Source organism: Microbacterium elymi, from assembly GCF_021582895.2.
GTDB lineage: Bacteria > Actinomycetota > Actinomycetes > Actinomycetales > Microbacteriaceae > Microbacterium > Microbacterium humicola.
Genome location: NZ_CP091139.2, coordinates 3,058,926 through 3,085,338 on the forward strand (window position 1 = coordinate 3,058,926; position 26,413 = coordinate 3,085,338).

A 26,413-nucleotide genomic window follows, 5' to 3' on the forward strand; every position below is an offset into this window, starting at 1 on the left:
CCTCAGCCCTCGAACCCGGCTTCGAACTCGTCGAGCTCGTCTTCGACCTCGATGCGCTCGTCGGGGTCGAGCGTGGCGGGCGGAGGATCGAATTCCGCCTCGTCCTCCAGCGGGACCTCCCGCTCGTCGTCCGAGGTGACGGGGATGTCGTCGTCGTCCATTTCGCGCTCCTTGGCCGTGCGGATCAGGACTGTGGCAGCGCGGATCAGCCGCTCTTGCGGCGGAACTCGCGCTTGTGGCCGGCGCGCCCGTGCGGCTCCTGCACAGCACCCTGGCCATCCAGGTGGGCCGCGCCGTTCTGCGCTGCGCGTTCTTCTTGTCGAGCGCCTCGCGGAACTTGCGCTTCACGTCATCGGATGCGGCACCGGCCGCGGTGTCGTCGTCGCTCATGTCTCCACGATAGGCCAGCCACGACATCCTGGCCACAGCACGTGCCCGAGGGGATTCCCGGGTTCCCCTGGTAGGCTCGTGAAGGCTGCCTTCGGGCATCCGCTCAAGTGAATACTGAGCTCCTGGAGCAGGCCGGCAGGAAGCTGGTCCCCTGTGGTGGGTTCCTCTCCGTGCGGAGGGTGATCTTCTACTGGTGGCCAGCGCAAGCGGTCCACGTGACGGCGACGCCGTCGCGCGCTCATATCTGTCTGTTCCTGCTCCTTCGCACGACCTCGCCCGCGATACGCGCGGACGAGTCTGAACGAAGAAGGAGTGACCTCTTGGAAGGTCCTGAAATCACCGCCGCCGAGGCCGTTCTCGATAACGGCCGCTTCGGCACCCGCACCGTCCGGTTCGAGACCGGACGCCTCGCCCAGCAGGCACAGGGCTCTGTCGCCGCCTACCTGGACGAAGAGACCATGCTGCTGTCGGCCACCAGTGCGGGCAAGCACCCGCGCGAAGGGTTCGACTTCTTCCCGCTGACGGTCGACGTCGAAGAGCGCTCTTACGCCGCCGGCAAGATCCCCGGCTCGTTCTTCCGCCGCGAGGGTCGTCCCTCCACCGACGCCATCCTGGTGTGCCGTCTGATCGACCGCCCGCTGCGCCCTTCGTTCGTGGAGGGTCTGCGCAACGAGGTCCAGATCGTCATCACGGTGCTCTCGATCGCGCCCGGCGAGTTCTACGACGCGCTGGCGATCAACGCCGCCTCGGCGTCGACGCAGATCTCCGGACTGCCGTTCTCGGGCCCGATCGCCGGTGTCCGCCTCGCGCTGATCCCCGGTCACGGCCAGCACGAGGACCAGTGGGTCGCCTTCCCGAACGCGAAGCTGCTCGAAGAAGCAGTCTTCGACCTGGTCGTTGCCGGTCGTGTGCTCGATGACGGCGACGTCGCGATCATGATGGTCGAGGCCGAGGCCACCGAGCACAGCTGGAACCTCATCAAGAGCGGCGCCACCAAGCCCTCTGAAGAGGTCGTCGCCGGCGGACTCGAGGCGGCCAAGCCGTTCATCAAGCAGCTCGTCCAGGCACAGGCCGAGATGGCGGCGCACTCCTCGAAGGAGATCGGCGTCTACCCGGTCTTCCTGCCGTACTCGCAGGGCACGTACGACTTCGTCGCACAGCGCGCCTACGACGAGCTGGCCGGTGTCTACCAGATCGCCGACAAGGTCGAGCGTCAGAACGCGGATGACGCGCTCAAGGACCGCGTGAAGGCCGAACTGACGGCCGCCGTGGCCGCGGGCGAGCTGCCGAGGTCGCTGCGACCGAGTTCTCCGGGGCGTACAAGGCGGTCACGAAGAAGATCGTGCGCGGACGCATCCTGTCCGAGGGCGTGCGCATCGACGGTCGCGGCCTGGCCGACATCCGTCCGCTGGATGCCGAGGTCCAGGTCATCCCGCGTGTGCACGGCTCGGCCATCTTCCAGCGCGGCGAGACCCAGATCCTGGGTGTGACCACGCTGAACATGCTGAAGATGGAGCAGCAGATCGACTCGCTGTCGCCGGTCACGCACAAGCGGTACCTGCACCACTACAACTTCCCGCCCTACTCGACCGGTGAGACCGGCCGGGTCGGCAGCCCCAAGCGTCGCGAGATCGGCCACGGGTACCTGGCCGAGCGCGCTCTCGTGCCGGTGCTGCCGGGACGCGAGGAGTTCCCGTACGCGATCCGTCAGGTCTCCGAGGCGCTGAGCTCGAACGGCTCGACGTCGATGGGATCGGTGTGCGCGTCCACCCTCTCGCTGCTGAACGCCGGTGTGCCGCTGCGCGCCCCGGTCGCCGGCATCGCGATGGGCCTGGTCTCGGACACCGTCGACGGCCAGACCCGCTACGCGGCGCTGACCGACATCCTGGGAGCCGAGGACGCCCTCGGCGACATGGACTTCAAGGTCGCCGGCACCAGCGAGTTCGTCACCGCCATCCAGCTGGACACGAAGCTCGACGGCATCCCGTCGTCGGTGCTCTCGGCCGCGCTGAAGCAGGCGCACGACGCCCGTCTGACGATCCTGAACGTCCTGAACGCCGCGATCGATGCTCCGGACGAGATGGCGCCGACCGCGCCGCGCGTGATCAGCGTGCAGATCCCGGTCGACAAGATCGGCGAGCTGATCGGCCCGAAGGGCAAGACGATCAACTCGATCCAGGACGAGACCGGTGCGACCATCTCCATCGAGGAGGACGGCACCGTCTACATCGGCGCCGTCGACGGTCCGTCGGCCGAGGCTGCTCGCGCCCAGGTGAACGCGATCGCGAACCCGACGAATCCTGAGGTCGGGGAGCAGTTCCTCGGCACGGTCGTCAAGCTTGCGACATTCGGTGCGTTCATCTCACTGCTGCCCGGCAAGGATGGCCTGCTGCATGTCAGCGAGGTCCGCAAGATCAACGGCGGCAAGCGGGTGGACAACGTGGAGGACGTCCTGGGCGTCGGCCAGAAGCTGCTCGTGCGCATCACGAAGGTCGACGACCGCGGCAAGCTGTCGCTGGAGCCGGTCCTCGAGGAGGCGGCCGAGCAGGATGCCGTCGCCGACGCGCCCGCGGAGGCCCCGGTCGAGGGCTGAGCGCCTCCGACTCCGGATGCCCGTCCCCGCAAGGGGGCGGGCATCCGTCGTCCACCGGCGGATTCGTCCCCCGAACAGGGGACAGTCCGCACAGCATCCCCAAAAGAGTTACCGAATGTTTACGGAATGGCCACCCCAAGACAGGGGAGTGTCACACATCTGACCTACTCTCTAAGTAAGCGCCGGGGGCGCGAATCCCAGTGGTCGCGAATCCCGGCTGATTCGCGAGGGGGTGAGCATGGCAGCCGCGGGCGACGGTCCGGTCACACGGACGAGCGAGGGGCATCGGCGCACGGTGGCGCCGGTCACGCCCGCTCCCCCCGTCCTGCGCGCGCCGCCGCATCCGTCGGCGCCGATCCCGGTGCAGGGCGAGCCCATCGGGGCACAGGTGCGCGTGACCCTCGGCGAGACCGGGATGACGGTGTTCCCGCTCATGCTGGGCGGCGCCGAGTTCGGCTGGAACGTCGACCTGGAATCCAGCCACGAGATCCTGGACGCCTACCTGCAAGCTGGGCGGCAACGTGCTGCACACCTCCGACAGCTTCGCCGGCGGGCGCAGCGAGCACATCATCGGCGAGTGGCTGCGCACCCGCGGGGTCCGCGACGAGGTCGTGCTGGCGATCCGGGTGGGAGCGCATCCGGACAACCCGGGACTCGATCCGGTGAACCTCGTGCGGGCGGTCGAGGCATCCCTCACCCGCCTGGGCACCGATCACATCGACGTGCTGTACCTGAACGCCTCGGACGGCGTCGCCACGGTCGAAGACACGCTCGCGACCGCCGAATGGCTGGTCGAGTCCGGCAAGGCGCGCAGCGTCGGCGCGTTCGGCTTCAGTGCCGAGCAGCTCGTCGAGGCGCGCATCCTCGCCTCGGCCGGGTACCCGCGTCTGACGGTGCTCGACGTGCCGTTCAACCTGCTGCGCCGGAGCGACTTCAGCGGCGATCTGCGGCTGGTCGCGGGTGCGCAGAACATGGCGGTCACCCCGTCGCACGCGCTCGAGCATGGCTACCTGGCGGGTCGGCATCGCTCTCGCGCCCAGGCCGGACGCTCGGTGCGCGGCGTGCAGCTGGCCGGCAGCATGAATCGCCGCGGCACCCGCACGCTGCGCGCGCTGGACGCCATCGGCACCGAACTCGGTGTGCCGCCGGCCGCAGTGGCCGTGGGCTGGCTGCTGGCCCAGCCGACCGTCGTCGCGCCGATCGTGAACGCGTTCGCGCCGGCCCACGTCGAAGAGCTCGTGCAGGGCGTCGGCGTGCGGCTCAGCCGCGCGCACCTGGCCGAGATCGCCCGCGCATCCGACTGAACATCCCCGCCGTCCGGGTCCGGCATCCGATTCGTCGCATAGGCTGGAGGCGGGCCTTCGGGCCCGACAACCTCCGCCGATGAAGAAGGACGTCGTGACGCATTACATCTATCTCGTGCGGCACGGTGAGCATCAGGATGCCGAGCAGGGCGTGGCGGACGGGCCGCTGTCTGCGCGCGGACGGCGACAGGCCGAGGCGCTGGCCGACCGGCTCTCGGGCTGCCGCTCTCGGCCGTCTGGCACTCGCCGCTTGAGCGCGCGGCCGAGACCGCCCGGGCCGTCGCCGACCGCCTGCCCTCCGTCGACCCGCAGCCGTCCGCGCTGCTGTTCGACTGCGTGCCCACCGGCATGACAGATGAGACCCCGGCCGTGTACGAGCCGTTCTTCGGCTCGGTCACCGAGGCCGAGATCGATGCCGGCCGGGCCCAGATGAATGACGCCGTCAACGCTTTCCTGGTGCGCAAGCCCGGCGAGGTGCACGAGCTGCTGATCACCCACAACTTCGTCATCAGCTGGTTCGTGCGCGAAGTGCTGCAGATGCCGGAGTGGCGCTGGATGACTCTGAACCAGGCGCACTGCGGCCTCACCGTCATCGCGCAGAAGAACGGCCGCCCGTGGAGCCTGGTCACGCTCAACGACCTCGGGCACCTGCCGTTCGAACTGCAGACCGGCCTGCCCGAGCCGCTCCCGGTCTAGGGCCTCAGGGCTCGAGCCGCTTCCCGTACCACCGGGTCGCGTTCGCGTTGTCGTTGTACGGCTCGATCGGCACGAACCCGGATGCCGCGTACAGGCCGCCGGCCGCCTCCAGGGTGTGATGGGTGTCCAGCACGAGCCCAGCGGCACCCCACTCGCGGGCGCGCCGCTCCAGCTCGTTAAGCAGCAACCGGCCCCAGCCGCGTCCGCGGGTCGACGGCTGGAGGAAGAGGTGCTTGACCTCGTAGCGCACGCCCGCCTCACCGTCCGGCAGGCGGCGGATCCCGCCGCACCCCACCGGCGCCTCCTGATCGTCGCGCAGCACGAGGAACACCCCGGCAGGCGGGTCGAACATCGCTCGCGGCGGATGCGCCGGCGTGTAGGTGCCGGGGAAGGATGCGGCCCGCATGGCGACGTATTCGTCGAGCAGCGCACGGGCGGTCGGATCGTCGACGGGTGTGGGGGACAGCGACACCATGAGTCGAGCGTACCTGCGCGTCTTCCCACCGCCCCGCACCGTAGGCTGGAGCCATGACGACACGCGTGGCCATCGTGGGGGGCACCGGCAAGCTCGGCGGCATCATCCGCGCGGTCGTGGAGGACGAGCCGGGATTCTCCGTGCACGCGGCGCTGTCCTCGCGCGACGACCTCGCGCAGATCGAGGGCGCCGATCTGGTGGTGGACGCCTCCACTCCGGCGGTGTCGATCGACGTGGTGCGGGCCGCCACCGAACGCGGCATCAACATCCTGGTCGGCACCTCGGGCTGGTCGACCGAGCGCATCGCACTGGTGCGCCCCCTGGTGGAAGCCTCCGGGACGGGGGCGGTGTTCGTCCCGAACTTCTCCCTCGGGTCCGTGCTGGGCTCCGCACTCGCCGCCGCGGCGGCGCCGTTCTTCCCCTCGGTCGAGATCGTCGAGGCCCACCGCGACACCAAGGTCGACTCGCCGAGCGGAACCGCGGTGCGCACGGCCGAGCTGGTCGCCGCCGCCCGCACCGAACAGGGTCCGGTGCTGGCCCCGCACGTCGATCAGCGCGCGCGCGGTCAGCAGGTCGCCTCCGTCCCCGTGCACTCGCTGCGCCGGCCCGGGGTGATCGCCCGGCAGGAGGTCGTGCTCTCCGGGGCCGGCGAGTCGCTCACCATCGTGCACGACACGGTCGAGCCGGCCGCCGCCTATACGCCCGGCATCCGGCTCGCGCTTCGGCATGCCGCCGACGCGCACGGCGTGATCGTCGGGCTGGACAGCTTTCTGGACATCGGCCTGCGCGGCGCATGAAGACCCGCATCTCGGTCGCGCTGATCGCGGCCGTCCTGGTCGTCTACTTCGTCGTGATCGCCCGGTGGGCCTGGGCGCTGCTGACCAGCGGCACAGTCGTCGCGATCGTGATGGGCGCGGCACTGGTGGTGTTCCCGCTCGTGGCCGCCTGGGCGATCGGGCGGGAGCTGTGGTTCGGGGTGCGCGCCGAACGGGTCGGGCTGCGTCTTCAGGCCGAAGGCGGCATGCCGGCCGACGAGGTCGCCGTCCACCCCAGCGGACGACCGGTCCGCGCCGAGGCCGAGGCACTGTTCCCGCGATTCCGCGAGGACGTGCGGGCGCATCCGGACGACTGGCGCGCCTGGTATCGGCTCGGGCTCGCCTACGACGCGGCCGGCGACCGCCGGCGTGCCCGGTCGGCGATCCGTCAGTCGCTGCGGCTCGAGGCCGCGGACCGCTCCGCGTCCTGATCCGGCACGGCATCCGCGACGGCGTCCTCGACGGTGGGATGCCGGAACCGGAAGCCGGACGCCGCCAGCACGGCCGGCACGACGTGCGCATCCGCCAGCAGCAGGGCGTCCGCGGCATCCCGCCCCAGCACCGCGCGCAGCGCCCAGGACGGCGTCCGCACCAGGTACGGCCGGTTCATCCGCACCGCCAGCGCGAAGCCCAGATCATTGGCGGTCGCCCGGGTGGGACCGGCGAGGTTCACCGGCCCGTCGATGTCGCCGTCGATGACGTGCCGGATCGCCCGGACCTCGTCCGACAGAGAGATCCAGGGCATCGCCTGGACGCCGCGGCCCAGCGGGCCGGCGACTCCCAGCCGGGTGAGCAGCATCAGCGGCTTCAGCACGCCCTCACGGTGGACGACCGGGGCGGTGCGCAGCAGGGCGACCCGCGCGCGCCCGGCGGAGGCTGCCGTCTTCTCCCACTCGCCGCAGACATCGGCCAGGAACGTGTCGCCGCTCGGCGCGTGCTCGTCGAGCGTGCGCCCGGGCGCGCTGCCGTAGAAGCCCACCGCGGACGCGCTGACGAACGCCGGCGCGTCGTCCCCGAGCGCCCGCAGCGCGGTCGCCAGGGTGCGGGTCGGGGCGATCCGGCTCCACAGCAGGGTGCTGCGGTAGCGCGCGGTCCACGGCATCCGGGCGATGCTCGCCCCGTTCAGGCCGACGACGGCTTCGGCGCCGGCGAGCACGTCCGGGTCCAGCGGACGGGAGTCGGTGAGCCAGGCGACCTCGTCCGGTCTCTGCGCCGGACGCCGGACCAGTCGGGTGACGGCGACGCCGTCTGCGCGCAGCGAGGCGACCAGCGCCCGGCCGATCAGACCGGAGGCCCCCGCCACGACGACGCGGCGGGGACCGGCGGAGGCTTCAGCCAAGCGAGGCCTCGAGGGTGATCTCGATGCCCGCGAGCGCCTGCGAGACCGGGCAGCCGGCCTTGGCCTCTTCCGCGATGCGCTCGAAGTCGGACTCCTCGATGCCGGGTACGACCGCTGACACGTTCAGGTGGCTGCCGGTGATCCCGGTGCCCGGGGTGAAGGTGACGGATGCCGATGCCTGCAGGCTCTCCGGCGGCGTCCCATGCTGGGTGAGGGCGTTGGACAGCGCCATGCTGAAGCAGGACGCGTGCGCCGCCGCGATGAGCTCCTCGGGGGTGGTGACCGAGTCCGACCCTTCGCTGCGCGCCTTCCAGTTCACCGGATACGGTCCCTGCCCGGAGCTGGTCAGACTCACCTGGCCGGACCCCTCGAACAGCGTTCCCTTCCACTGGGCGGTGGCTTCGCTCGTGACGCTCATCTCTGCTCCCTCGTCGGTGTGCCGCCAGCCTAATCGGCGGCGTCGACGACGGCTACGCCGCGGCGCGGCCGACCGCGCCCACGCGCTGCGGCAGCAGGTAGAGCCGGCAGCCGAGGCAGACGCCGAACGCGGCATTCAGGAACGCGGCCACGAACGCGACCGCCGCCGCGATCGGCAGCCCCACGGCACACCGACGAGCTCGAGCGCGAGGCCGATGACGCTCACCAGCAGCCCGACGCCCTGCGCGAAGCGCGGCGGGCGCGGGTCCTCGAGCTCTTCGGGCGCCCTCAGCCGAGGTCGCACGGCCTTCCGGAACAGCACACCCCAGGGCGCCGTGCGCGGCCAGAGTACGCCCCAGAGGAACAGGAGCGCCACCACCAGCAGCAGCACGAAGGCGGGCGTGACGGGGCCGGTGCTGTCGACCTCGGTGAGTGCGAGAAGGACCGTGACGAGCAGGAGCACCGAGGTGATGGCGGCGCCGAAGCGCGGGCCGCGCGGGTCGATGCCGACGGGGGAATCAGACACGGGCGGGGTCTCCGATCAGGCGGTCGAGTTCGCCGGTGACCGCCTGGGCGGCCGGCACGCCCGCGAAGCGGGTGTGCACGAAGCCGTCGGCGTCGAGCACGAACACGGTGGGGGTCTGCAGGATGTGCAGGCGCTTGGCCAGATCCGGCCGGCGCGTGAGGTCGACCTCGGTGAACAGGACGCCCGCACGCTCGCCGGCGATGACATCCAGCATCCGGCGCACCTGCGGGCATCGTGCGCACAGCTCGGTGCTGAACTGCACGAGCGTGGCGCGTTCGCCCCGCGGCCCGGTCTCGGCCGTGGCGACATCGATAGTGCGATCGGCGACGCGGCGGGCGCGTCCGTCACGGTGGCGCAGCATCCCGCCGACCACCAGGGTGACGGCGACCAGCACGGCGACCGCGAGCACGGCGATCCAGAGGGGCATATCGGTCACGGTAGCCGCGTCCTGCGCGGCGCGGGGCCGGATGACGGAGTGTGTCAGCGGGTATCGTGGCGGTGTGAGCATCCCCACTCCGTACGAGGACCTGCTTGCGCGATGTGCTGGCGCACGGCACGCACAAGGACGACCGCACCGGGACCGGCACCACGAGCGTGTTCGGCCGCCAGCTCCGCTTCGATCTGGCCGAGTCGTTCCCGCTGATCACCACCAAGCGGGTGCACTTCCGCTCGATCGCGTACGAGCTGCTGTGGTTCCTGCGGGGCGAGTCCAACGTGCGCTGGCTGCAGGAGCACGGCGTCACGATCTGGGACGAATGGGCGGATGCCGCGGGTGAGCTGGGTCCCGTCTACGGCGTGCAGTGGCGGTCATGGCCCACGCCCGGCGGCGAGCACATCGACCAGATCACGCAGGTGATCGAGCAGATCCGCACCAGCCCCGATTCGCGGCGGCTGATCGTCTCGGCCTGGAACGTGGGCGAGATCCCGCAGATGGCGCTGGCGCCGTGTCACGCGTTCTTCCAGTTCTATGTGGCCGACGGCACGCTGTCGTGCCAGCTGTACCAGCGCAGCGCCGACCTGTTCCTCGGGGTGCCGTTCAACATCGCCTCCTATGCGCTGCTGACCCTCATGGTGGCGCAGCAGACGGGTCTGAAGCCGGGCGAGTTCGTCTGGACCGGCGGAGACTGCCACATCTACGACAACCATCTCGAGCAGGTGCGAGAGCAGCTGACCCGCGAACCCTACCCGTACCCGACGCTGCGCTTCGCCCGCACGCCCGCATCGATCCTCGACTACGACTTCGAGGACTTCGTCGTCGAGGACTACCGGCATCACCCGGCGATCCGCGGCGCGGTCGCCGTCTGAGATGGCGCGGATCGGCCTGATCTGGGCGCAGGCGCACGGTGGGATCATCGGCGCGACCGGCGGCATGCCGTGGCACGTCCCCGAGGACCTCGCCCACTTCAAGGAGCTGACCCTGGGCGCACCGGTCGTGATGGGTCGCCGCACCTGGGACTCCTTCCCCGACCGGTTCCGCCCGCTGCCCGGCCGGCGCAACATCGTGATCACCCGGAACGACGCCTGGGCGGCCGAGGGCGCGGAGCGCGCGGCATCCCTCGACGACGGACTGGCCCTCGCCGCCTCGGACGATCCGGACTGGATCTGGGTGATCGGCGGCGGGGAGGTGTTCCGCGAGGCCATGCCGCGCGCCCACCGGCTCGAGGTCACCGAGCTCGACCTCGCCGTCTCCGGCGACACGACGGCGCCGCCGGTCGACGGGTGGCGGGCAGTGGCGTCCGATCCGGACGCCGGCGCTCACGCCGATCCGGACGCCGCCATCGGGTGGCACACCTCCCGTTCGGGTGTGCGCTACCGGTTCGTGCGCTACGAGCGCTGACGCGTGCGGTGGCTGCCGCGCGGCGACCTTCGCCAGGCTCGGCAGCACTCGTGACCCCGGACGCCGCGCGCCGCCAGGCGTTAGCCTGTCACCCATGGTGACGGCGCTGGTGACGGGGGCGAGTTCGGGCCTGGGCGCCGAGTTCGCGCGACAGCTCGCCGACCGCGGCGCCGACCTCGTCCTGGTCGGACGGGATCGCGGTGCGCTCGGGGCGGTCGCGGGCGAGGTGGGCGCGCGAGGGCGCGGCGCCGACGTGCTCGTGGCCGACCTGCTCGATGCCACGGCGCTCGCCGCGGTGGCGGCACGGCTGACCGACCCGGAGCGCCCGATCGAGATCCTCGTGAACAATGCCGGGATCGGCCTGCCGCTGGCGTTCGAGCAGAATGACGTCGAGGTCGAGGTGGCGCATCTGCGTCTGCACGACGAGGTGGCGCTGCGGCTCATGCACGCCGCACTGGGGCCGATGCTGGCCCGCGGGCACGGCCGCATCCTGAACGTGGCTTCGATCGCCGCATTCATGCCGCGATCGACATACGGCGCCGTGAAGCAGTGGCTGGTGAGCTTCAGCCGCTGGGCGAACGTCACCTACGGGCCGCGCGGCGTGACCGTGACCGCGGTGTGTCCGGGCTTCGTGCACACCCGCTTCCACCAGCGGCTGGGTCTGCCGCCGGGACAGGAGGGGATCCCCGGTGCGCTCTGGCTGGATGCCGCGACCGTCGTCCGTGCGGCGCTGCGCGATCTGTCCCGGGGGCGGGCGGTGTCGATCCCGTCGCTGCGATACAAGGTGATCGCACGCATGCTGCCGCTGCCTGCCGGACCGTCTCACCGCGGGAATCGGCCGCCGCGGACGCTGACGGGGGAGTTCGGCGGCGGCCGGACCGGATACCCTGAGACAATGACGCACACGGGCAACCCCTTCGGGCAGGTGATGGTTGCGCTGATCACGCCGATGACGGCGGACGGCGAGGTCGACTGGCCCGCCGTCTCGCAGCACATGGACGACGTGATCACCGCCGGTGCCGACAGCATCCTGGTCACCGGCACCACCGGCGAGACGAGCACGCTCACCGACCCGGAGAAGATCCGGCTGGTCGAGGTCGGCAAGGAGGTCGCGGCCGGACGGGCGAAGGTCATCACCGGCGGCGGCTCGAACGAGACCGCCCACGCCATCCAGCTCTATCAGGACAGCGCCAAGGCCGGTGCCGACGGCATCCTGGTCGTCACGCCGTACTACAACAAGCCGACCCAGGCCGGCATCCTCACGCACTTCCGGCTCATCGCCGACTCCACCGACCTGCCGATGATGCTCTACGACATCCCGGGCCGCACCGGGGTGCCGATCGCGTACGAGACGATCGTGCGCCTGGCCAAGCATCCGAACATCCTGGCGGTCAAGGACGCGAAGGGGAACTTCAGCGAGGTCTCGCGCGTGCTCAACCAGACCGACCTGATGTACTTCTCCGGCGACGACGCGAACGTGCTGCCCGCATCTGGCGATCGGCGCGACCGGACTGGTCGGGGTGACGGCGAACATCGCCGCCCAGCCGTACCGCACGATCGTGGATGCGGTCAATCGCGGCGACCTCGCCGCGGCGACCGCCGCCCACCGGCAGCTGGAGCCGCTGGTGCGGGCCGTGATGACGCACGTGCCCGGCACGGTGGCGGCGAAGTACATCCTGCACGGACTGGGGCGGATCTCCAGTCCCCGCGTGCGACTGCCCCTGGTGGGGCCGGAAGAATGGGAGGCGGCCAAGATCGAAGACGAACTCGCGCTGGTGAAGGATGTGCCCGGCGCCGACTTCTCGAACTTCCGCCCCGACCGCAACGCCGCCGCCGGCGGCGCGCTGCCCAAGGTCTCGGGGACCACGCGATGAGCCCCTCCGAGGTCATCGCGCCGTCTCCGCTCGAGCCGGGGACCCTGCGGGTCACCCCGCTCGGCGGCCTGGGCGAGGTCGGACGCAACATGACCGTCTTCGAGTTCGACGGCCGGCTGCTGATCGTGGACTGCGGGGTGCTGTTCCCGGAGGAGAACCAGCCCGGGGTCGACCTCATCCTCCCCGACTTCGCCCCGATCCGTGACCGGCTCGACGACATCGAGGCCGTCGTGCTCACACACGGCCACGAGGACCACATCGGCGCCGTCCCCTACCTGCTGCGGCTCAAGGCCGACATCCCGCTGATCGGCTCCGGGCTGACCCTGGCGCTGGTGGAGGCCAAGCTCAAGGAGCACCGGATCAAGCCGTACACGCTCACGGTGCGGGAGGGGCAGCGCGAGAAGGTCGGCCCCTTCGACCTGGAGTTCGTGTCGGTCAACCACTCCATCCCGGATGCGCTGGCCGTCGCCATCCGCACCGCCGCCGGCATGGTGCTGGCGACGGGAGACTTCAAGATGGACCAGCTGCCGCTGGACGGCCGTCTGACCGACCTGCGCGCGTTCGCCCGGCTCGGCGAAGAGGGGGTGGACCTGTTCATGGTCGACTCCACCAACGCCGACGTCCCGGGCTTCACCCCGCTGGAGCGCTCGATCGGGCCGGTCCTGGACCAGATCATCGCCAATGCGCCGCGCCGGGTCATCGTCGCGAGTTTCTCCAGCCACGTGCATCGGGTGCAGCAGGTGCTGGATGCCGCGGCCGCCCACGGGCGCCGGCTGGCCTTCCTCGGCCGCAGCATGGTGCGCAACATGACCATCGCCGAGGAGCTCGGCTATCTGAACGTGCCCCAGGGCGTGCTCATCGACTACAAGAAGGCCAAGGACCTGCCCGACGACAAGATCGTCTACATGTCCACCGGTTCGCAGGGCGAGCCGATGGCGGTGCTGTCGCGCATGGCCAACCTTGACCACGCCATCGAGCCCGGGCCCGGCGACACCGTGATCCTGGCCTCCAGCCTGATCCCGGGCAACGAGAACGCGGTGTACCGCGTGATCGACGGGCTGATCAAACTGGGCGCCACGGTCGTGCACAAGGGCAACGCCAAGGTGCACGTGTCCGGCCATGCCGCCGCCGGCGAGCTTCTGTACTGCTACAACATCGTCAAGCCCCGCAACGTCATGCCGATCCACGGCGAGCACCGGCACCTGCACGCGAACGCGCAAGCTGGCGATCGACACCGGCGTACCCCGCGAGCGCGCGATCCAGGGCGAGAACGGCACGGTGGTCGACCTGCGCGACGGCGTCGCCCGGGTCGCCGGCCAGCTGGACATCGGCTTCGTCTACGTCGACGGATCGACGGTCGGCGGGATCACCGACGCCGACCTGAAGGACCGCCGCATCCTCGGCGAGGAGGGCTTCATCTCCGTCATCGTCGTGGTGGATGCCGCGACCGGCCGGATCATCTCCGGCCCCGAGGTGCACGCCCGCGGCTTCGCCGAGGACGACGCGGTGTTCGAGGACGTCAAGCCCAAGATCGCCGCGGCCCTCACCGAGGCGGCCAAGTCGGGGGTGCGCGACACGCACGCCCTGTCGCAGGTGGTGCGCCGTACGATCGGCCGGTGGGTGAACCAGCGGCTGCGCCGCCGGCCGATGATCGTGCCGCTGGTGATCGAGGCGTAGCCCCCGACCGCCACTCCTTCAGGTCCCTGAGCGGCCGCAGCCCCCTCAGGTCCCTGAGCGGCCGCAGCCCCCTCAGGTCCCTGAGCGGCCGCAGCCCCCTCAGGTCCCTGAGCGAGCGCAAGCGAGACGAAGGGCCGATACCCGAAGCGCTCGCCCTCCTAGGTCCCTGAGCGGCCACCCCCCCCTTCAGGTCCCTGAGCGAGCGCAGCGAGACGAAGGGCCGATACCCGAAGCGCTCCGGTTACCCGCGTGGTTCCGCGGAAGTGTCGGCATCCCGCGTTACCGTGGAGCAATGGCCAAGACCAGCACGAGCAGTCGCGCGTCCGCGAAGGGCTCCTCGACGCGCGCCCGCAAGCCTGCGCCGGCACCCAAGCGGTATGTCGGCGAGCCCGAGAAGCCGCCGGTCGCCGTGCGCGCCTGGCTGGGCCTGGCGCACGTGGTGGGCGGGCTGTTCCGCGCCTTCGGCCCCGAGACCCTCGAGAAGGAGCAGCGCCGCGACGGGCTGCCGTTCCTGATCGTGCTGCTGGCGGTCGCCGGCGCGGTGGTCGAATGGTTCCTCATCGGTACGGCCGCCTCGGTGAACATCAGCGCGTTCTCCGTCGGCGCGCTCGTCGGGCGGGTCGCGTTCATCCTCCCCGTGCTGCTGATCCTGCTGGCCGGCTGGCTGTTCCGGCATCCGGCATCCGTCAACGACAACGGTCGCATCGGCATCGGCTTCGCGCTGCTCGTCCTGTCGATCGCCGGCTTCTGCCACGTGCTGGGCGGCCGCCCGAATCCGAAGGACGGCTGCCCGCGCTCAGCGCCGCCGGCGGGCTGTTCGGGTGGATGATCGGCGAGCCGCTGAGCTATCTCACCCAGGTGGGCGCCGTGCTGGTGCTCGTCCTGCTGGCCGTGCTGTCGGTGCTCATCCTCACCCGCACGCCCCCGAACCGGATCGGACGACGCCTCGGCGACCTGTACGCGTGGATGTTCGGCGCCGAGCGCGCCGACGGCGCCGATCAGGCGGGGGAGCCCACCGGCAAGACCGCCGTGCTGCCTGAGACCGAGGCGGGCGACGACCCCAAGCTGCCCTGGTGGCGGCGCAACAAGACCGGCCGCGAGCAGGACCCGGACGAGGGCGCGGGTGTGGACGACCTCACCGAGCTGTCTCGTCGGGCGAGAGCCATGGCGGGTTCGAGCAGGCGATCGCCCCGATCGTGCCCGCCACCCCGCCCCCGTTGCCGGACGCGGTCACCGAGATCATCGACCCGGCCGTGCTGGCCGGCGCGCAGCGCCAGGTCGCCGGCGGCGCCACCGGACTGCACGACGACAACGACACCGGGCCGGTCGACGACGGCACGCTCCCCGGCCTGACCGGGATCGGCGGCTCGGGCGAGCACCTGCCGATCGCGCCCTACCACCTCCCGTCGGTGCAGGCGCTGGCCGCCGGCGAGCCAGGCAAGGTCCGCTCCGAGGCGAACGACAAGGTGGTCGCCGCAGTCAGCGGCGTGCTGCAGCAGTTCAAGGTGGATGCTCGGGTCACCGGCTTCTCCCGCGGACCGACGGTCACCCAGTACGAGATCGAGCTCGGCCCGGGCGTGAAGGTCGAGCGGATCACCGCCCTGACCAACAACATCGCGTATGCCGTGGCATCCAACGAGGTCCGCATCCTGGCCCCGATCCCCGGCAAGAGCGCGATCGGGGTGGAGATCCCCAATGCCGACCGCGAGATCGTCACGCTCGGCGATGTGCTGCGCTCGCAGGCGGCCGCGAACTCGAAGCACCCGATGACGATCGGCGTCGGCAAGGATGTCGGCGGCGGCTACGTCGTGGCCAATCTCGCCAAGATGCCGCACCTGCTGGTGGCCGGATCCACCGGCTCGGGCAAGTCGAGCTTCGTCAACTCGATGATCACGAGCCTGCTGATGCGCGCCAAGCCGTCCGAGGTGCGCATGGTGCTCATCGACCCCAAGCGGGTCGAGCTGACCAGCTATGCCGGGGTGCCGCACCTGATCACGCCCATCATCACGAACCCGAAGAAGGCCGCCGAGGCGCTGCAGTGGGTCGTGAAGGAGATGGACATGCGGTACGACGACCTCGCGTCGTTCGGGTTCCGCCACATCGACGACTTCAACAAGGCGGTCGTCGCCGACGAGATCCAGCTGCCGCCGGGCAGTGAGCGCGTCCTCAAGCCCTATCCGTACCTGCTCGTGGTGGTCGACGAGCTGGCCGACCTCATGATGGTGGCCCCGCGCGACGTCGAGGACTCGATCGTGCGCATCACCCAGCTGGCCCGGGCCAGCGGCATCCACCTCGTGCTGGCCACCCAGCGTCCGTCGGTGGACGTGGTGACCGGGCTGATCAAGGCCAACGTGCCCTCGCGGCTCGCGTTCGCGGTGACCAGCGTCACCGATTCGCGCGTCATCCTCGACCAGCCCGGCGCCGACCGTCTGATCGGGCAGGGCGACGCGCTGTTCCTGCCGATGGGCGCGTCCAAGACGGTGCGCGTGCAGGGCGCGTGGGTGAGCGAGCCCGAGATCGAGAAGGTCGTCAAGCACGTCACCGCGCAGGCCCGCCCGGAGTACCGCGCCGATGTGCAGGCGGTCGTGCAGCGCAAGGAGGTCGACGCGGACATCGGCGACGACCTCGAGGCTTGCTGGCGGCAGCCGAGCAGATAGTGTCGACCCAGTTCGGCTCGACCTCGATGCTCCAGCGCAAGCTCCGGGTCGGGTTCGCGAAGGCCGGTCGTCTGATGGACCTGCTCGAGTCGCGCGAGATCGTCGGCCCGTCCGAGGGATCGAAGGCGCGGGACGTGCTGGTCACTCCGGAGCAGCTGCCCGAGGTGCTGGCCCGACTGCGCGGCGACGAGCCGGCGGCGCCCGCCCCGTCGACGAATCCGCCCGACCCATACAGCGGCGATCCGGTCGAGCGCCAGTTCGAGGGGATGCCGGTGGTCGAGGTCGACGGTGACGACGACGAGGACGCCTGGGGCCTCACCGGACGCGAGTGACACCGCCCTGGGATACTGAGACCGTGACCGTCCCCCGCCAGCTGCCGAACGCGATCACCGGCGTGCGCATCCTGTGCGCACCCGTCTTCCTCTGGATGCTGCTGGCCGACCAGGGCGCGGACGGCCCGCTTGCGCTGGTGGGCGGCCGTGCTGTTCATCGTGGCCATCGCCACCGACGGCATCGACGGGGCGATCGCGCGGCGCAATGACATCGTCACCGATCTGGGCAAGATCCTCGACCCGATCGCAGACAAGGCGCTCACCGGCTTGCGCGTTCGTCGGCCTGTCCATCCTCGGCGCACTGCCGTGGTGGATCACGATCGTCGTCCTGATCCGCGAGATCGGCATCACCGTCTACCGGTTCGCGGTCGTCAGCGACCACGTGCTGGCCGCCGCCTGGATGGGCAAGCTCAAGACCGTCGCGCAGGCGGTCGCGCTGAGCCTCGCGCTGCTGCCGCTGTGGGATGTGGTGGGGGAGTGGATCTGGTGGGTCAACGGCGTCACCATGGCGATCGCCGTTGCGCTGACGATCGCCAGCGGCATCGACTACGCGGTCAGCGAGGTGCGCGGCCGGAGGACGGTGCGGCCATGATCGGGACGCCCGATGGTGAGCCCGTGCAGGAGACCCGCGAGGTGGCGCCGGATGGTCGCGAGCCGCTGCCGGAGGCGCGCGAGCTCCTGAACCGCCTTGCCGCCCGTGGCTGGACCATCGGCGTGGCCGAATCGCTCACCGGCGGTCTGCTGACGGCATCCATCGTCGACGTGCCCGGGGCGTCCACCCGGCTGCGCGGCGCCGTCGTCGCCTATGCGACCGATCTCAAGCACGCGATCCTCGGCGTCGACGCCGGGCTGCTGGCCGTGCACGGACCCGTGCATCCGGACGTCGCGCGGCAGATGGCGGTGGGGGTCCGGGGTGTCACCGGGCAGGACGGCGTCCCGGCCGACGTCGGCGTCTCGACCACCGGGGTGGCCGGGCCGAGCGCCTCGGACGGGCACCCTCCGGGCACCGTGTTCATCGGGGTGGCCACCCCGGCGGGCACCTCGGTCGTCTCGCTGCTGCTGGAGGGCGATCGGGACGCGATCCGGCGCGAGACCGTGCGCCGTGCCCTGCGCGCGGTCGTCGAGGCCGTATGAGTCCGTGCGCACCGCGGGAACAATGGCGATCTCGGTTCTGTTTCGTTCGGCGATTCCCATTTGTTCCACAGCGCACGGGATTAGTCTGACCCCAGCGGGTGTTGTACTCTTGTGCACCCGGACAGCGAGGGAATCAGGTGAGGAGGGGCCCGAAATGATACTGGTTCGTCAAGAGATCGGTGAAGTCCTTCGCGACTTCCGCCAGCAGAAGGGGCACACCCTCCGCCAGGTGGCCGGCCGCGCGAGCGTGGCACTGGGCTACCTCAGCGAGGTCGAGCGCGGGCAGAAGGAGGCCTCCAGCGAGATCCTCGCGTCGGTGGCCGAGGCCCTGGATGTGCCGATCTCACTCGTGATGCGTCAGGTCAGCGACCGCATCTCCGTGCTCGAGGGTCTGCAGACCTTCCCGGATGTCGTACCCGACGACCTCGTCGCCGAGGTCGGCCCCGAACTGTCGCTGCGCTGACGCGTGCGGCGCAGTGAGTTCCAGCGCGCCGTGGCCGCCGAGTTCGGCAGCCGCGGCGCTGCTCTTGTCTCCGACCTGACGCTGACCGCGCTGGGGGACCGCACCGCGGCGCAGGCGCTGGACGACGGCATCCCGCCCCGCGAGGTCTGGCTCGCGCTGTGCGTGGAGACGGACGTGCCCGTCTCGCATCGCCACGGCGTCGGCCGCCTCGCCCCTCATCCCCGCCCCTGACCTCTTCGAAATCGTACGATCTGGCCGGGTGCACATGAAACTTGGCCGGGTTTGATGTGCAGTCGGCGATTTGATGTGCAGTCGCGGGGGTATCGGTGCGGGAACCGCCCGATTCCCCCGCGCCCGCCGCGGGCGACCCACCCGGCGTACGGCGTGTCGTCGAAGGTGTGTTCGAGTTCGGCGTAGGCTCCTGCACAGCAGGGGTCGTGAAGGCTTCTGTCCACAGATCGGGAGACGTCGGCAGAGGATGTCGGAGCCCGCTCGTACTGTGAACAGCGTCGAACGACACCTCCGCCTTGTCGCAGTCTCCGTCCCACCGGGCCATCCCACGGACGGAGCGCGACAGCCTACAGGCGACGGAACACCCCGCGGCGGACAGCCCGCCAACGGCCCGAGTGCAGAAGGAGCACACCATGCCCACACCCGCGGACCGCGAGAAGGCCCTGGAATCGGCCCTCGCCCAGATCGACCGTCAGTTCGGGAAGGGATCGGTGATGCGGCTCGGCAACGACGAGCGCGCCCCGGTCGCCGTCATCCCCACCGGCTCCATCGCCCTCGACGTCGCGCTCGGCGTCGGCGGGCTGCCGCGTGGCCGCATCGTGGAGATCTACGGACCGGAGTCGTCGGGTAAGACGACCCTGACGCTGCATGCGATCGCGAACGCGCAGCGGGCCGGCGGCATCGCCGCCTTCGTCGACGCGGAGCACGCGCTCGACCCCGAGTACGCCAAGAAGCTCGGCGTCGACATCGACGCGCTCCTGGTCTCGCAGCCCGACACCGGCGAGCAGGCGCTCGAGATCGCCGACATGCTCGTGCGCTCAGGTGCCATCGACCTGATCGTCATCGACTCGGTCGCCGCGCTCGTGCCCCGCGCCGAGATCGAGGGCGAGATGGGCGACTCGCACGTGGGCCTGCAGGCGCGCCTGATGTCGCAGGCGCTGCGCAAGCTCACCGGCGGTCTGAACCAGACCAACACCACGATGATCTTCATCAACCAGCTGCGTGAGAAGATCGGCGTCTTCTTCGGTTCGCCCGAGACGACCGCGGGCGGCAAGGCGCTGAAGTTCTACGCATCGGTCCGGCTCGACATCCGGCGCATCGAGACGCTGAAGGACGGCACGGATGCGGTCGGAAACCGCACCCGCGTCAAGGTGGTCAAGAACAAGATGGCGCCGCCGTTCAAGCAGGCGGAGTTCGACATCCTCTACGGCGTCGGCATCTCGCGCGAGGGCAGCCTCATCGACTTCGGGGTGGAGCACGGCATCGTCAAGAAGTCCGGTGCCTGGTACACGTACGAGGGCGAACAGCTCGGGCAGGGCAAGGAGAACGCCCGCAACTTCCTGATCAAGAACGCGGATGTCGCGGTCGAGATCGAAGAGAAGATCAAGACGAAGCTCGGCATCGGCGTGCCGAAGGCCGTCGAGCCGGTCGCCGAGGACGAGCTGGCGCAAGCGCCGGCCGGCGTGACCGTGAGTCAGGACACCGGGGGCGGGCGAGACCGGCTCGCCCCCGTCATCCCGCTGTTCGGCGGGTCTGCGGCCGCGCCGGAGCCACCGTACGTCGCCGAGCGGCCCGCTACTGCCCCGGCGCCCTCCGAGTCCGTGATCACAGAACCGGCGGTCCCCGTCGAGGCCGTGACCGCCGACCCGGCACGGCCGGGTGCCGAGGCCGCCGATCCGCCGCCGCACGCGCCTCCACCGCGGCCGGCGTCGTCCGATCCGGTCTGGCGAGCGCCGCTGGACGACGCGGACGGGTCCGACCTCGACGATCCGGGTGATCTGGACGAGCAGACCCGCGCCGAGGTGGAGACCGCCGAACGCAATCTGACCCGCAAGCTGCGCACCCGCCAGCTGTCGGTGGCCGAGGCGCGGGCCGTCATCGCCGAGCGTGACCTCGACCCGGTCGCGATCGCGTCGGTGCTGCACGGCTTCATCCGGCGCGGGTACCTGGACGACCGGGCCCTGGCCGACCAGCTCGTGTACAGCGCGGTGGAGCGCAAGGGACAGGGGCGCATGGTCATCGCGCAGAGTCTGGCCAAGCGCGGGATCCCGCGGGACGTCGTGGATGCCGCGATGACAGCGCTCCCGGATGACGACGCGGATCGCGCGCTGGAGTTCGCGCGGCAGAAGGCCCGGTCGATGCGGGCGCTGGACCACGAGGTGGCGCTGCGGCGGCTCGTCGGGCAGCTCGCGCGCCGCGGGTACGGCGTGGGCGCCCTGGATGCCGCGCGCCAGGCGCTGGACGAGCTCTGACCGCACCGCCCGCCGCACCGCGGGCGGCCCGTAGAATGGCCAGATCATGTCTGCCCCGTCCTCCACGCCGACCCTGATCGCGCCCTCGCCCGCCGCGCTGACCGCCGACGGCCACGCACGCACGTACGAGGTGCGCACCTTCGGCTGCCAGATGAACGTCCACGACTCCGAGCGGCTGGCGGGTTCCCTGGAGAGCGCCGGATACCGCCGCGCCGACACCGGCACCGAGGCCGACGTCGTCGTGATCAACACCTGCGCGGTCCGCGACAACGCGGCCGGCAAGCTGTATGGCACGCTCGGACATCTGAAGAGCCGCAAGGACGCGCACGAGGGCATGCAGATCGCCGTCGGCGGATGCCTCGCCCAGATGGACAAGGAGACCGTGCTCGACAAGGCACCCTGGGTGGATGTCGTCTTCGGCACCCACAACATGGGATCGCTGCCGAACCTGCTCGAACGCGCACGGCACAACGGCGAAGCCGAGCTGGAGATCCTCGAGGCGCTGGAGGTCTTCCCCTCCACGCTGCCCACCAAGCGCGACAGCGCGTACAGCGGCTGGGTGTCGATCTCGGTCGGCTGCAACAACACCTGCACGTTCTGCATCGTCCCCAGCCTGCGCGGCAAGGAGAAGGACCGTCGCCCCGGCGACATCCTGAGCGAGATGCGGCTGCTCGTGGACGACGGCGCCATCGAGGTCACGCTGCTCGGACAGAACGTGAACTCCTACGGCGTCGAATTCGGCGACCGGCAGGCGTTCGCCAAGCGCTGCGGGCGACCGGCGAGATCGAGGGGCTGGAGCGGGTGCGCTTCACCAGCCCGCATCCGGCGATGTTCACCGATGACGTGATCGATGCGATGGCCGAGACGCCCAACGTGATGCCGCAGCGCATATGCCGCTCCAGTCGGGCAGCGACCGCGTGCTCAAGGCGATGCGCCGCTCGTATCGGAGTGCGAAGTTCCTCGGCATCCTCGAGCGCGTGCGCGAGCGGATGCCGGATGCCGCCATCACGACCGACATCATCGTCGGCTTCCCCGGTGAGACCGAGGAGGACTTCCAGGACACCCTGCGCGTCGTGGAGCAGGCGCGATTCACGAGCGCCTTCACGTTCCAGTACTCCATCCGCGAGGGCACTCCGGCGGCGACCATGGCCGACCAGGTGCCCAAGGCGGTCGTGCAGGAGCGCTACGAGCGCCTGCTCGCACTGCAGGAGCGCATCTCGCTCGAGGAGAACCAGAAGCAGGTCGGCCGCGAGGTCGAGGTGCTCGTGTCCACCGGGGAGGGCAAGAAGGATGCCGCGACCCACCGTCTGACCGGACGGGCGCGCGACAACCGGCTCGTGCACTTCGAGGTGCCGGCGGGGTCGCCGCTGCCCGCGACCGGGCGACCTGGTCACGGTCACCATCACGCACGCGGCGCCGTTCCACCTGCTGGCCGACGCGCCGGACGGGGCGCCGCTGCGCATCCGCCGCACGAGGGCCGGCGACGCCCACGACCGGGGCCAGGCCGACTCGTGCGCGGTGCCCGCCCACGGCACCACCGGCACGACTCCCGGCGGCGCCGTCTCGCTGGGCCTGCCCGGCATCGGCGCGCCCGCCGGGCGTTGACCGAGCCCAGCCCGTCGGCAGACGGCCGAGGGCGGGTCCCTGAGCGAGCGGAGCGAGACGACGCGCGACGCCCCCGGCCCTCTGGGCCGTCGTCGGCGCCACGGGCACCGGCAAGACCGCGCTCTCGCTCGACTTGGCCGAAGCGCTCTCCGCCGGCGGAACGGCCGCCGAGATCGTCAACGCGGACGCCATGCAGCTGTATCGCGGTATGGACGTCGGCACGGCGAAGCTCCCGCCATCCGGGCGCCGCGGCATCCCGCACCACCTGCTGGACGTCCTCGAGGTCACCGACGACGCCGCCGTCGCCTGGTACCAGGGGGCCGCGCGCCGGGCGATCGGCGAGGTCCACGCCCGCGGCGCCGACGCCGTCCTGGTCGGCGGATCCGGCCTGTACGTCTCCAGCGTGCTGTACGACTTCCGCTTCCCGCCGCGCGACGCCGCCGTGCGCGCGGCACTCGAGGCGGAATTGGATGCGGTCGGTCCGGCCGCGCTGTTCGCCCGGCTGCGAGACGCCGACCCTGCCACCGCGCAGCGCATCGATCCTCGCAACGGCCGGCGCATCGTCCGCGCGCTCGAGGTGCTCGCGCAGGGCGCAGCCACCCACGGCGCCGTGCTGCCGGACGAGCCGGAGGCGTGGCATCCCGACATCCGCGTGATCGGCGTGCGCGTGGAGCGCGCCGAGCTCGTGCCGCGGCTCGATGCCCGGGTGCAGCGCATGTGGCGGGCCGGCCTGCTCGACGAGGTGCGGGCGCTGCGGGAGCGGGGCCTGGAGCGCGGCACGACGGCTCCACGGGCGATCGGCTATGCGCAGGCCCTGGCCCAGCTGAGGGGCGAGAGGACCGAGGCCGAGGCGGTCGCCGAGACCCAGGCGCTGACCCGCCGCTACGCCCGCCGGCAGGTGTCGTGGTTCGCGCGCTACTCCGACGTGCGGTGGACCGCTCCGGGGGCGGATGCCGCGGTCCTGGCAGACTGGGACGGATGAACATCCGGATCCGCGCGTTCGACCGCGCCGACACCGAGCCCGTGGTGGCGCTGTGGGAGAGCCTGCGGGCTCACCCGCCCCTGGAACGACCCGCGCAAGGACATCGAGCGCAAGCTCACCGTGCAGCCCGAGCTGTTCCTGGTCGCCGTGGACGGCGACCGGATCATCGGCTCGGTGATGGCCGGGTACGACGGCCATCGCGGCTGGCTGTACTACCTGGCCAGCGACCCGGAGCGCCGCGGCGCGGGCATCGGACGCACGCTGGTGGCCGCGGCCGAACAGCGCCTGGTGGCGATGGGCTGCCCCAAGGTGCAGCTCATGGTGCGGCCCGACAACGAGGCCGCACGCGGCTTCTACGACGCGCTCGGCTACGAGCCGTTCCAGACGTGGGACACCGGCAAGCGCCTGATCCCCGACGTCTGAGCGAGAGCGGATGTCGGCACCCGCGGGCATCATGACGGGATGACCACGCACTTCTACACGGCATCGAGCCTGGACGGATTCATCGCCACGTCCGACCACTCGCTGCGCTGGACTGCTCGACCAGGACATCGACGAGCACGGCCCGATGCACTACGAGGCGTTCATCGCGGGCATCGGAGCGCTGGCGATGGGCGCGTCCACGTATGAGTGGATCCTCGCGCACGACACCGGGCCCTGGCCGTACGCGCAAGCCGACGTGGGTGTTCACCCACCGCACGCTGCCGGTGCCGGATGGGGCGGATGTCCGGTTCGTCGCGGGCGACGTCGCTCCCGTGCACGCCGAGCTGACCGCGGCCGCCGGCGACCGCGATGTCTGGCTGGTCGGCGGCGGCGAGCTGGTGGGGGCGTTCGCCGATGCCGGCCTGCTCGACGAGATCTGGGTGCAGTTCGCCCCGGTCACCCTCGGTGCGGGCCGACCCGTGCTGCCGCGGGCACTGGACCTCGAACTGGTGGACGTCGCCCGCAACCGAGCTTCGCGTGCAGCCGGTACCGGGTGCGGGGGCCGCTGGTCCGCCCGGAGTCTTCGTGACGCCCGGCCCATAGGATGGTCGGGATGTCTACCACCGTGTCTTTCACCAAGGGCCAGGGCACCGGCAACGACTTCGTCCTCGTGCCCGACCCCGACGGCGCCCTCGACCTGTCCGCCGATCAGGTGGCCGCGCTGTGCGATCGGCGCTTCGGCATCGGCGGCGACGGGATGCTGCGGGTGGTGCGTTCGGCGGCGACACCGGCCGGTGCCGACGCGGTGGCGGCGGGCGCGGAGTGGTTCATGGACTACCGCAACGCCGACGGCTCGATCTCGGAGATGTGCGGCAACGGCATCCGGGTCTTCCTGCACTATCTGCTCCAGACCGGGCTGGCGCAGCTGGGTGCGGAGGACGCCGTCCTCATCGGCACCCGCAACGGCCCGCTGCGGCTGACCCGCAGCGAGCTGGGCTACGAGGTCGACCTCGGACCGTTCCGGATCGAGGATGACGAGGTGCTCGTGCGCGCCCGCGGACTGGAGGTCGCCCGACCCGGGCTCGGCGTGGACGTCGGCAACCCGCACGTCGTGGTGGCGCTGTCGTCCGAGGCCGAACTGGAAGGGCTCGACCTCACCGCGATCCCGATCCTGGATCCGGTCCCGGCGGCAGGGGCGAACGTCGAGTTCGTCGTGCCCTCCGACCCGCTGGTCGCCGACGGCGTGGGCCGGCTGCGGATGCGGGTGTTCGAGCGCGGCGTGGGCGAGACGCTCAGCTGCGGCACCGGGGTGAGCGCGGCCGCGCTCGCGGTGCGCGAGTGGGCCGGGGCATCGGCCCCGGATCGCTGGATCGTCGACGTGCCCGGCGGCACCCTGGGCGTGCGCATGATCGGCGACCACGTGCTGCTGTCGGGACCGGCCGCGCTCGTCTATTCGGGGAGCATCGTCCTCGCCTGATCCCGAGACCCCGCGGCAGTCGATGCCCCGCCGCTATCCGCCCGCGGGTATCAACACCACCTTCCCGTGTGATCTGCGCTGTTCGAGGATCTGATGGGCCAGCGGCGCCTCCTCAAGGCGGAGCCGGTGTCCTATCGGAGTGGCCAGCGTGTGATCGATCAGCGCCGCGAGTGATCGTTCTTCGAGGTCGCCCAGTCCGCCGGGCCGATCGAGGAGTCGTGCGCCGACTGCCGCGGTCACAGTGATCCCCGAGCGGTAGACGGTGTCCGCGTCGAGCGGGATGGAGGTCCCTGACGCAGTCCCGAACATGATCAGGCGACCGCCCACCGCGAGCATCGACATGGCCTGTGCGCCCAGCTCGCCGCCCACCCCGTCGAGCACGACGGTGGCACCGCTGCCGAAGGAATCGCGGACTGTCGTGGCCCACTTGGGTGTTGCGGAGTCGACGGCCGTCGCGCCGAGCGCCGAGACCATCGCACGATTCGACGTGCCGGTGACCAGACCGATGACCTGCCCCGTGACGCGGCGCGCTGCCGCGACCAATGTGCTCCCGATGCCGCCGCTGGCGCCGGTGACGAGGACACTGTCGGTGGGGCCGAGTTCGGCGAGCTCCAGAATCGCTTGGACCGTGCGACCTGTGCCGATCGAGCAACGGCCTCGGCCGGGTCCAGATGTGCCGGGAGGACATGCAGACGGTCGACATCGGCGATGGCCAGTTCTGCGTAGCCGCCACTGCCGACTCCGAGGTCTGCTGCGACGAACTTTCCGAGCCACGACCGGTCGTGTTCGGAGCCGACAGTGTCGACGATGCCTGCGACCTCTCGTCCGGGGGTCATCGGCAGCGGAATCCGGGTACGGGGCGGGCCGAGTCCGCTGCGAATCTGCGTGTCCAGCAGGCTTGCACACCGGCCGCG

General features: G+C 70.9%; 17 protein-coding genes and 15 pseudogenes. 23 read left to right on the top strand and 9 right to left on the bottom strand.

From position 1 onward, the window contains the following. Positions 1–2: 2 nt before the first annotated feature. Both L2X98_RS16640 and L2X98_RS16645 read right to left on the bottom strand, forming a co-directional pair. A complete protein-coding gene (locus L2X98_RS16640) occupies positions 3–161 on the bottom strand; it encodes a hypothetical protein (RefSeq protein ID WP_259611631.1) in 159 nt (52 codons plus the stop codon). Positions 162–205: 44 nt separating this feature from the next. After that, positions 206–489: pseudogene (locus L2X98_RS16645) on the bottom strand (DUF5302 domain-containing protein). Positions 490–710: 221 nt separating this feature from the next. On the opposite strand from L2X98_RS16645, the pseudogene L2X98_RS16650 reads away from it, so the two are divergent. From L2X98_RS16650 to L2X98_RS16660, 3 genes and pseudogenes are all read left to right on the top strand, one after another. Continuing rightward, positions 711–2,983, top strand: a pseudogene (locus L2X98_RS16650) (polyribonucleotide nucleotidyltransferase). A gap of 521 nt (positions 2,984–3,504) precedes the next feature. After that, positions 3,505–4,287 (top strand): aldo/keto reductase, encoded by a 783-nt coding sequence (locus L2X98_RS16655; RefSeq protein WP_259611632.1) that lies wholly within the window; start codon positions 3,505–3,507, stop codon positions 4,285–4,287. Positions 4,288–4,381: 94 nt separating this feature from the next. Continuing rightward, positions 4,382–4,983, top strand: a pseudogene (locus L2X98_RS16660) (histidine phosphatase family protein). A 4-nt stretch (positions 4,984–4,987) separates the two neighbouring features. Here L2X98_RS16660 and L2X98_RS16665 read toward each other — a convergent pair. Beyond that, positions 4,988–5,458 carry a GNAT family N-acetyltransferase gene (locus tag L2X98_RS16665; protein WP_259611633.1) on the bottom strand — a complete coding sequence of 157 codons (471 nt, stop codon included), beginning with the start codon at positions 5,456–5,458 and terminating at the stop codon, positions 4,988–4,990. Positions 5,459–5,511: 53 nt separating this feature from the next. Between L2X98_RS16665 and dapB the strand changes: the two genes are divergently transcribed. Both dapB and L2X98_RS16675 read left to right on the top strand, forming a co-directional pair. Next, positions 5,512–6,255 carry a 4-hydroxy-tetrahydrodipicolinate reductase gene (gene dapB, locus L2X98_RS16670; protein ID WP_259611634.1) on the top strand — a complete coding sequence of 248 codons (744 nt, stop codon included), beginning with the start codon at positions 5,512–5,514 and terminating at the stop codon, positions 6,253–6,255. Continuing rightward, the gene (locus tag L2X98_RS16675; RefSeq protein WP_259611635.1) at positions 6,252–6,704 is read left to right on the top strand and encodes a tetratricopeptide repeat protein; all 453 of its coding nucleotides are present in this window, start codon (positions 6,252–6,254) and stop codon (positions 6,702–6,704) included. The genes dapB and L2X98_RS16675 overlap by 4 nt, the downstream gene beginning before the upstream one ends. On the opposite strand, the gene L2X98_RS16680 is transcribed toward L2X98_RS16675, so the two are convergent. The 4 genes and pseudogenes from L2X98_RS16680 to L2X98_RS16695 all read right to left on the bottom strand — a co-directional run bounded on the left by L2X98_RS16680 (position 6,662) and on the right by L2X98_RS16695 (position 8,982). After that, the gene (locus L2X98_RS16680; RefSeq protein ID WP_259611636.1) at positions 6,662–7,612 is read right to left on the bottom strand and encodes a TIGR01777 family oxidoreductase; all 951 of its coding nucleotides are present in this window, start codon (positions 7,610–7,612) and stop codon (positions 6,662–6,664) included. The two genes, L2X98_RS16675 and L2X98_RS16680, sit on opposite strands and share 43 nt — an antisense overlap. Beyond that, a complete protein-coding gene (locus L2X98_RS16685; protein ID WP_259611637.1) occupies positions 7,605–8,030 on the bottom strand; it encodes an OsmC family protein in 426 nt (141 codons plus the stop codon). Before L2X98_RS16685 ends, L2X98_RS16680 begins: the two co-directional genes overlap by 8 nt. Before the next feature lie 52 nt (positions 8,031–8,082). Continuing rightward, positions 8,083–8,555: pseudogene (locus L2X98_RS16690) on the bottom strand (DUF4395 domain-containing protein). Next, positions 8,548–8,982: a thioredoxin family protein gene (locus tag L2X98_RS16695; RefSeq protein ID WP_259613369.1), complete on the bottom strand. Its 435-nt coding sequence runs from the start codon at positions 8,980–8,982 to the stop codon at positions 8,548–8,550. The pseudogene L2X98_RS16690 and the gene L2X98_RS16695 overlap by 8 nt, the downstream one beginning before the upstream one ends. A gap of 40 nt (positions 8,983–9,022) precedes the next feature. Here L2X98_RS16695 and L2X98_RS16700 point away from each other — a divergent pair. The 18 genes and pseudogenes from L2X98_RS16700 (at position 9,023) to dapF (ending at position 25,499) form a co-directional block, all read left to right on the top strand. Then, a pseudogene (locus L2X98_RS16700) lies at positions 9,023–9,860 on the top strand (thymidylate synthase). Between the two features lies 1 nt (position 9,861). After that, a complete protein-coding gene (locus L2X98_RS16705; RefSeq protein ID WP_259611639.1) occupies positions 9,862–10,392 on the top strand; it encodes a dihydrofolate reductase in 531 nt (176 codons plus the stop codon). 94 nt (positions 10,393–10,486) lie between these two features. Then, positions 10,487–11,035: pseudogene (locus tag L2X98_RS16710) on the top strand (SDR family NAD(P)-dependent oxidoreductase); the annotation flags it as partial. Between the two features lie 252 nt (positions 11,036–11,287). Next, positions 11,288–12,266: pseudogene (gene dapA, locus L2X98_RS16715) on the top strand (4-hydroxy-tetrahydrodipicolinate synthase). Next, positions 12,263–13,943: pseudogene (locus L2X98_RS16720) on the top strand (ribonuclease J). The pseudogenes dapA and L2X98_RS16720 overlap by 4 nt, the downstream one beginning before the upstream one ends. 292 nt (positions 13,944–14,235) lie before the next feature. Beyond that, positions 14,236–16,932, top strand: a pseudogene (locus tag L2X98_RS22500) (DNA translocase FtsK). Positions 16,933–16,955: 23 nt separating this feature from the next. Next, positions 16,956–17,524 (top strand): annotated as a pseudogene (gene pgsA / locus L2X98_RS16740) (CDP-diacylglycerol--glycerol-3-phosphate 3-phosphatidyltransferase). Then, positions 17,521–18,066 carry a CinA family protein gene (locus tag L2X98_RS16745; RefSeq protein WP_259611642.1) on the top strand — a complete coding sequence of 182 codons (546 nt, stop codon included), beginning with the start codon at positions 17,521–17,523 and terminating at the stop codon, positions 18,064–18,066. Before pgsA ends, L2X98_RS16745 begins: the two are co-directional and overlap by 4 nt. A gap of 154 nt (positions 18,067–18,220) precedes the next feature. Continuing rightward, a complete protein-coding gene (locus L2X98_RS16750) occupies positions 18,221–18,529 on the top strand; it encodes a helix-turn-helix domain-containing protein (protein ID WP_259611643.1) in 309 nt (102 codons plus the stop codon). A 3-nt stretch (positions 18,530–18,532) separates the two neighbouring features. Then, positions 18,533–18,760 carry a DUF3046 domain-containing protein gene (locus tag L2X98_RS16755; protein ID WP_259611644.1) on the top strand — a complete coding sequence of 76 codons (228 nt, stop codon included), beginning with the start codon at positions 18,533–18,535 and terminating at the stop codon, positions 18,758–18,760. Between the two features lie 413 nt (positions 18,761–19,173). Further along, positions 19,174–20,163, top strand: a pseudogene (recA, locus tag L2X98_RS16760) (recombinase RecA); the annotation flags it as partial. A 513-nt stretch (positions 20,164–20,676) separates the two neighbouring features. Then, positions 20,677–21,012, top strand: coding sequence for a regulatory protein RecX (locus L2X98_RS16765; protein ID WP_435526286.1), 336 nt, complete (start codon positions 20,677–20,679; stop codon positions 21,010–21,012). 46 nt (positions 21,013–21,058) lie between these two features. Then, positions 21,059–22,617: pseudogene (gene miaB / locus L2X98_RS16770) on the top strand (tRNA (N6-isopentenyl adenosine(37)-C2)-methylthiotransferase MiaB). Positions 22,618–22,690: 73 nt separating this feature from the next. Continuing rightward, positions 22,691–23,599 (top strand): annotated as a pseudogene (gene miaA, locus L2X98_RS16775) (tRNA (adenosine(37)-N6)-dimethylallyltransferase MiaA); the annotation flags it as partial. 102 nt (positions 23,600–23,701) lie between these two features. Continuing rightward, positions 23,702–24,022 (top strand): GNAT family acetyltransferase, encoded by a 321-nt coding sequence (locus tag L2X98_RS16780; RefSeq protein WP_354003078.1) that lies wholly within the window; start codon positions 23,702–23,704, stop codon positions 24,020–24,022. 39 nt (positions 24,023–24,061) lie between these two features. Continuing rightward, a complete protein-coding gene (locus L2X98_RS21800) occupies positions 24,062–24,229 on the top strand; it encodes a hypothetical protein (RefSeq protein WP_354002835.1) in 168 nt (55 codons plus the stop codon). After that, a pseudogene (locus tag L2X98_RS21805) lies at positions 24,226–24,450 on the top strand (hypothetical protein); the annotation flags it as partial. The gene L2X98_RS21800 and the pseudogene L2X98_RS21805, both read left to right, overlap by 4 nt. A gap of 185 nt (positions 24,451–24,635) precedes the next feature. Continuing rightward, complete coding sequence (gene dapF / locus L2X98_RS16790) at positions 24,636–25,499, top strand: diaminopimelate epimerase (protein WP_259611645.1); 864 nt, start codon at positions 24,636–24,638, stop codon at positions 25,497–25,499. 33 nt (positions 25,500–25,532) lie between these two features. On the opposite strand, the gene L2X98_RS16795 is transcribed toward dapF, so the two are convergent. Both L2X98_RS16795 and L2X98_RS22505 read right to left on the bottom strand, forming a co-directional pair. After that, a complete protein-coding gene (locus L2X98_RS16795) occupies positions 25,533–26,273 on the bottom strand; it encodes a zinc-binding dehydrogenase (protein ID WP_435526219.1) in 741 nt (246 codons plus the stop codon). Beyond that, a pseudogene (locus L2X98_RS22505) lies at positions 26,189–26,395 on the bottom strand (alcohol dehydrogenase catalytic domain-containing protein); the annotation flags it as partial. The pseudogene L2X98_RS22505 and the gene L2X98_RS16795, both read right to left, overlap by 85 nt. Positions 26,396–26,413: the final 18 nt, after the last annotated feature.

Coding starts and splice junctions, on each gene's coding strand:
- L2X98_RS16640 (WP_259611631.1), bottom strand. CDS start 161: ATGGACGACGACGACATCCCCGTCACCTCGGACGACGAGCGGGAGGTC.
- L2X98_RS16665 (WP_259611633.1), bottom strand. CDS start 5,458: ATGGTGTCGCTGTCCCCCACACCCGTCGACGATCCGACCGCCCGTGCG.
- dapB (WP_259611634.1), top strand. CDS start 5,512: ATGACGACACGCGTGGCCATCGTGGGGGGCACCGGCAAGCTCGGCGGC.
- L2X98_RS16675 (WP_259611635.1), top strand. CDS start 6,252: ATGAAGACCCGCATCTCGGTCGCGCTGATCGCGGCCGTCCTGGTCGTC.
- L2X98_RS16685 (WP_259611637.1), bottom strand. CDS start 8,030: ATGAGCGTCACGAGCGAAGCCACCGCCCAGTGGAAGGGAACGCTGTTC.
- L2X98_RS16695 (WP_259613369.1), bottom strand. CDS start 8,982: ATGCCCCTCTGGATCGCCGTGCTCGCGGTCGCCGTGCTGGTCGCCGTC.
- L2X98_RS16705 (WP_259611639.1), top strand. CDS start 9,862: ATGGCGCGGATCGGCCTGATCTGGGCGCAGGCGCACGGTGGGATCATC.
- L2X98_RS16745 (WP_259611642.1), top strand. CDS start 17,521: ATGATCGGGACGCCCGATGGTGAGCCCGTGCAGGAGACCCGCGAGGTG.
- L2X98_RS16750 (WP_259611643.1), top strand. CDS start 18,221: ATGATACTGGTTCGTCAAGAGATCGGTGAAGTCCTTCGCGACTTCCGC.
- L2X98_RS21800 (WP_354002835.1), top strand. CDS start 24,062: ATGACCACGCACTTCTACACGGCATCGAGCCTGGACGGATTCATCGCC.
- dapF (WP_259611645.1), top strand. CDS start 24,636: ATGTCTACCACCGTGTCTTTCACCAAGGGCCAGGGCACCGGCAACGAC.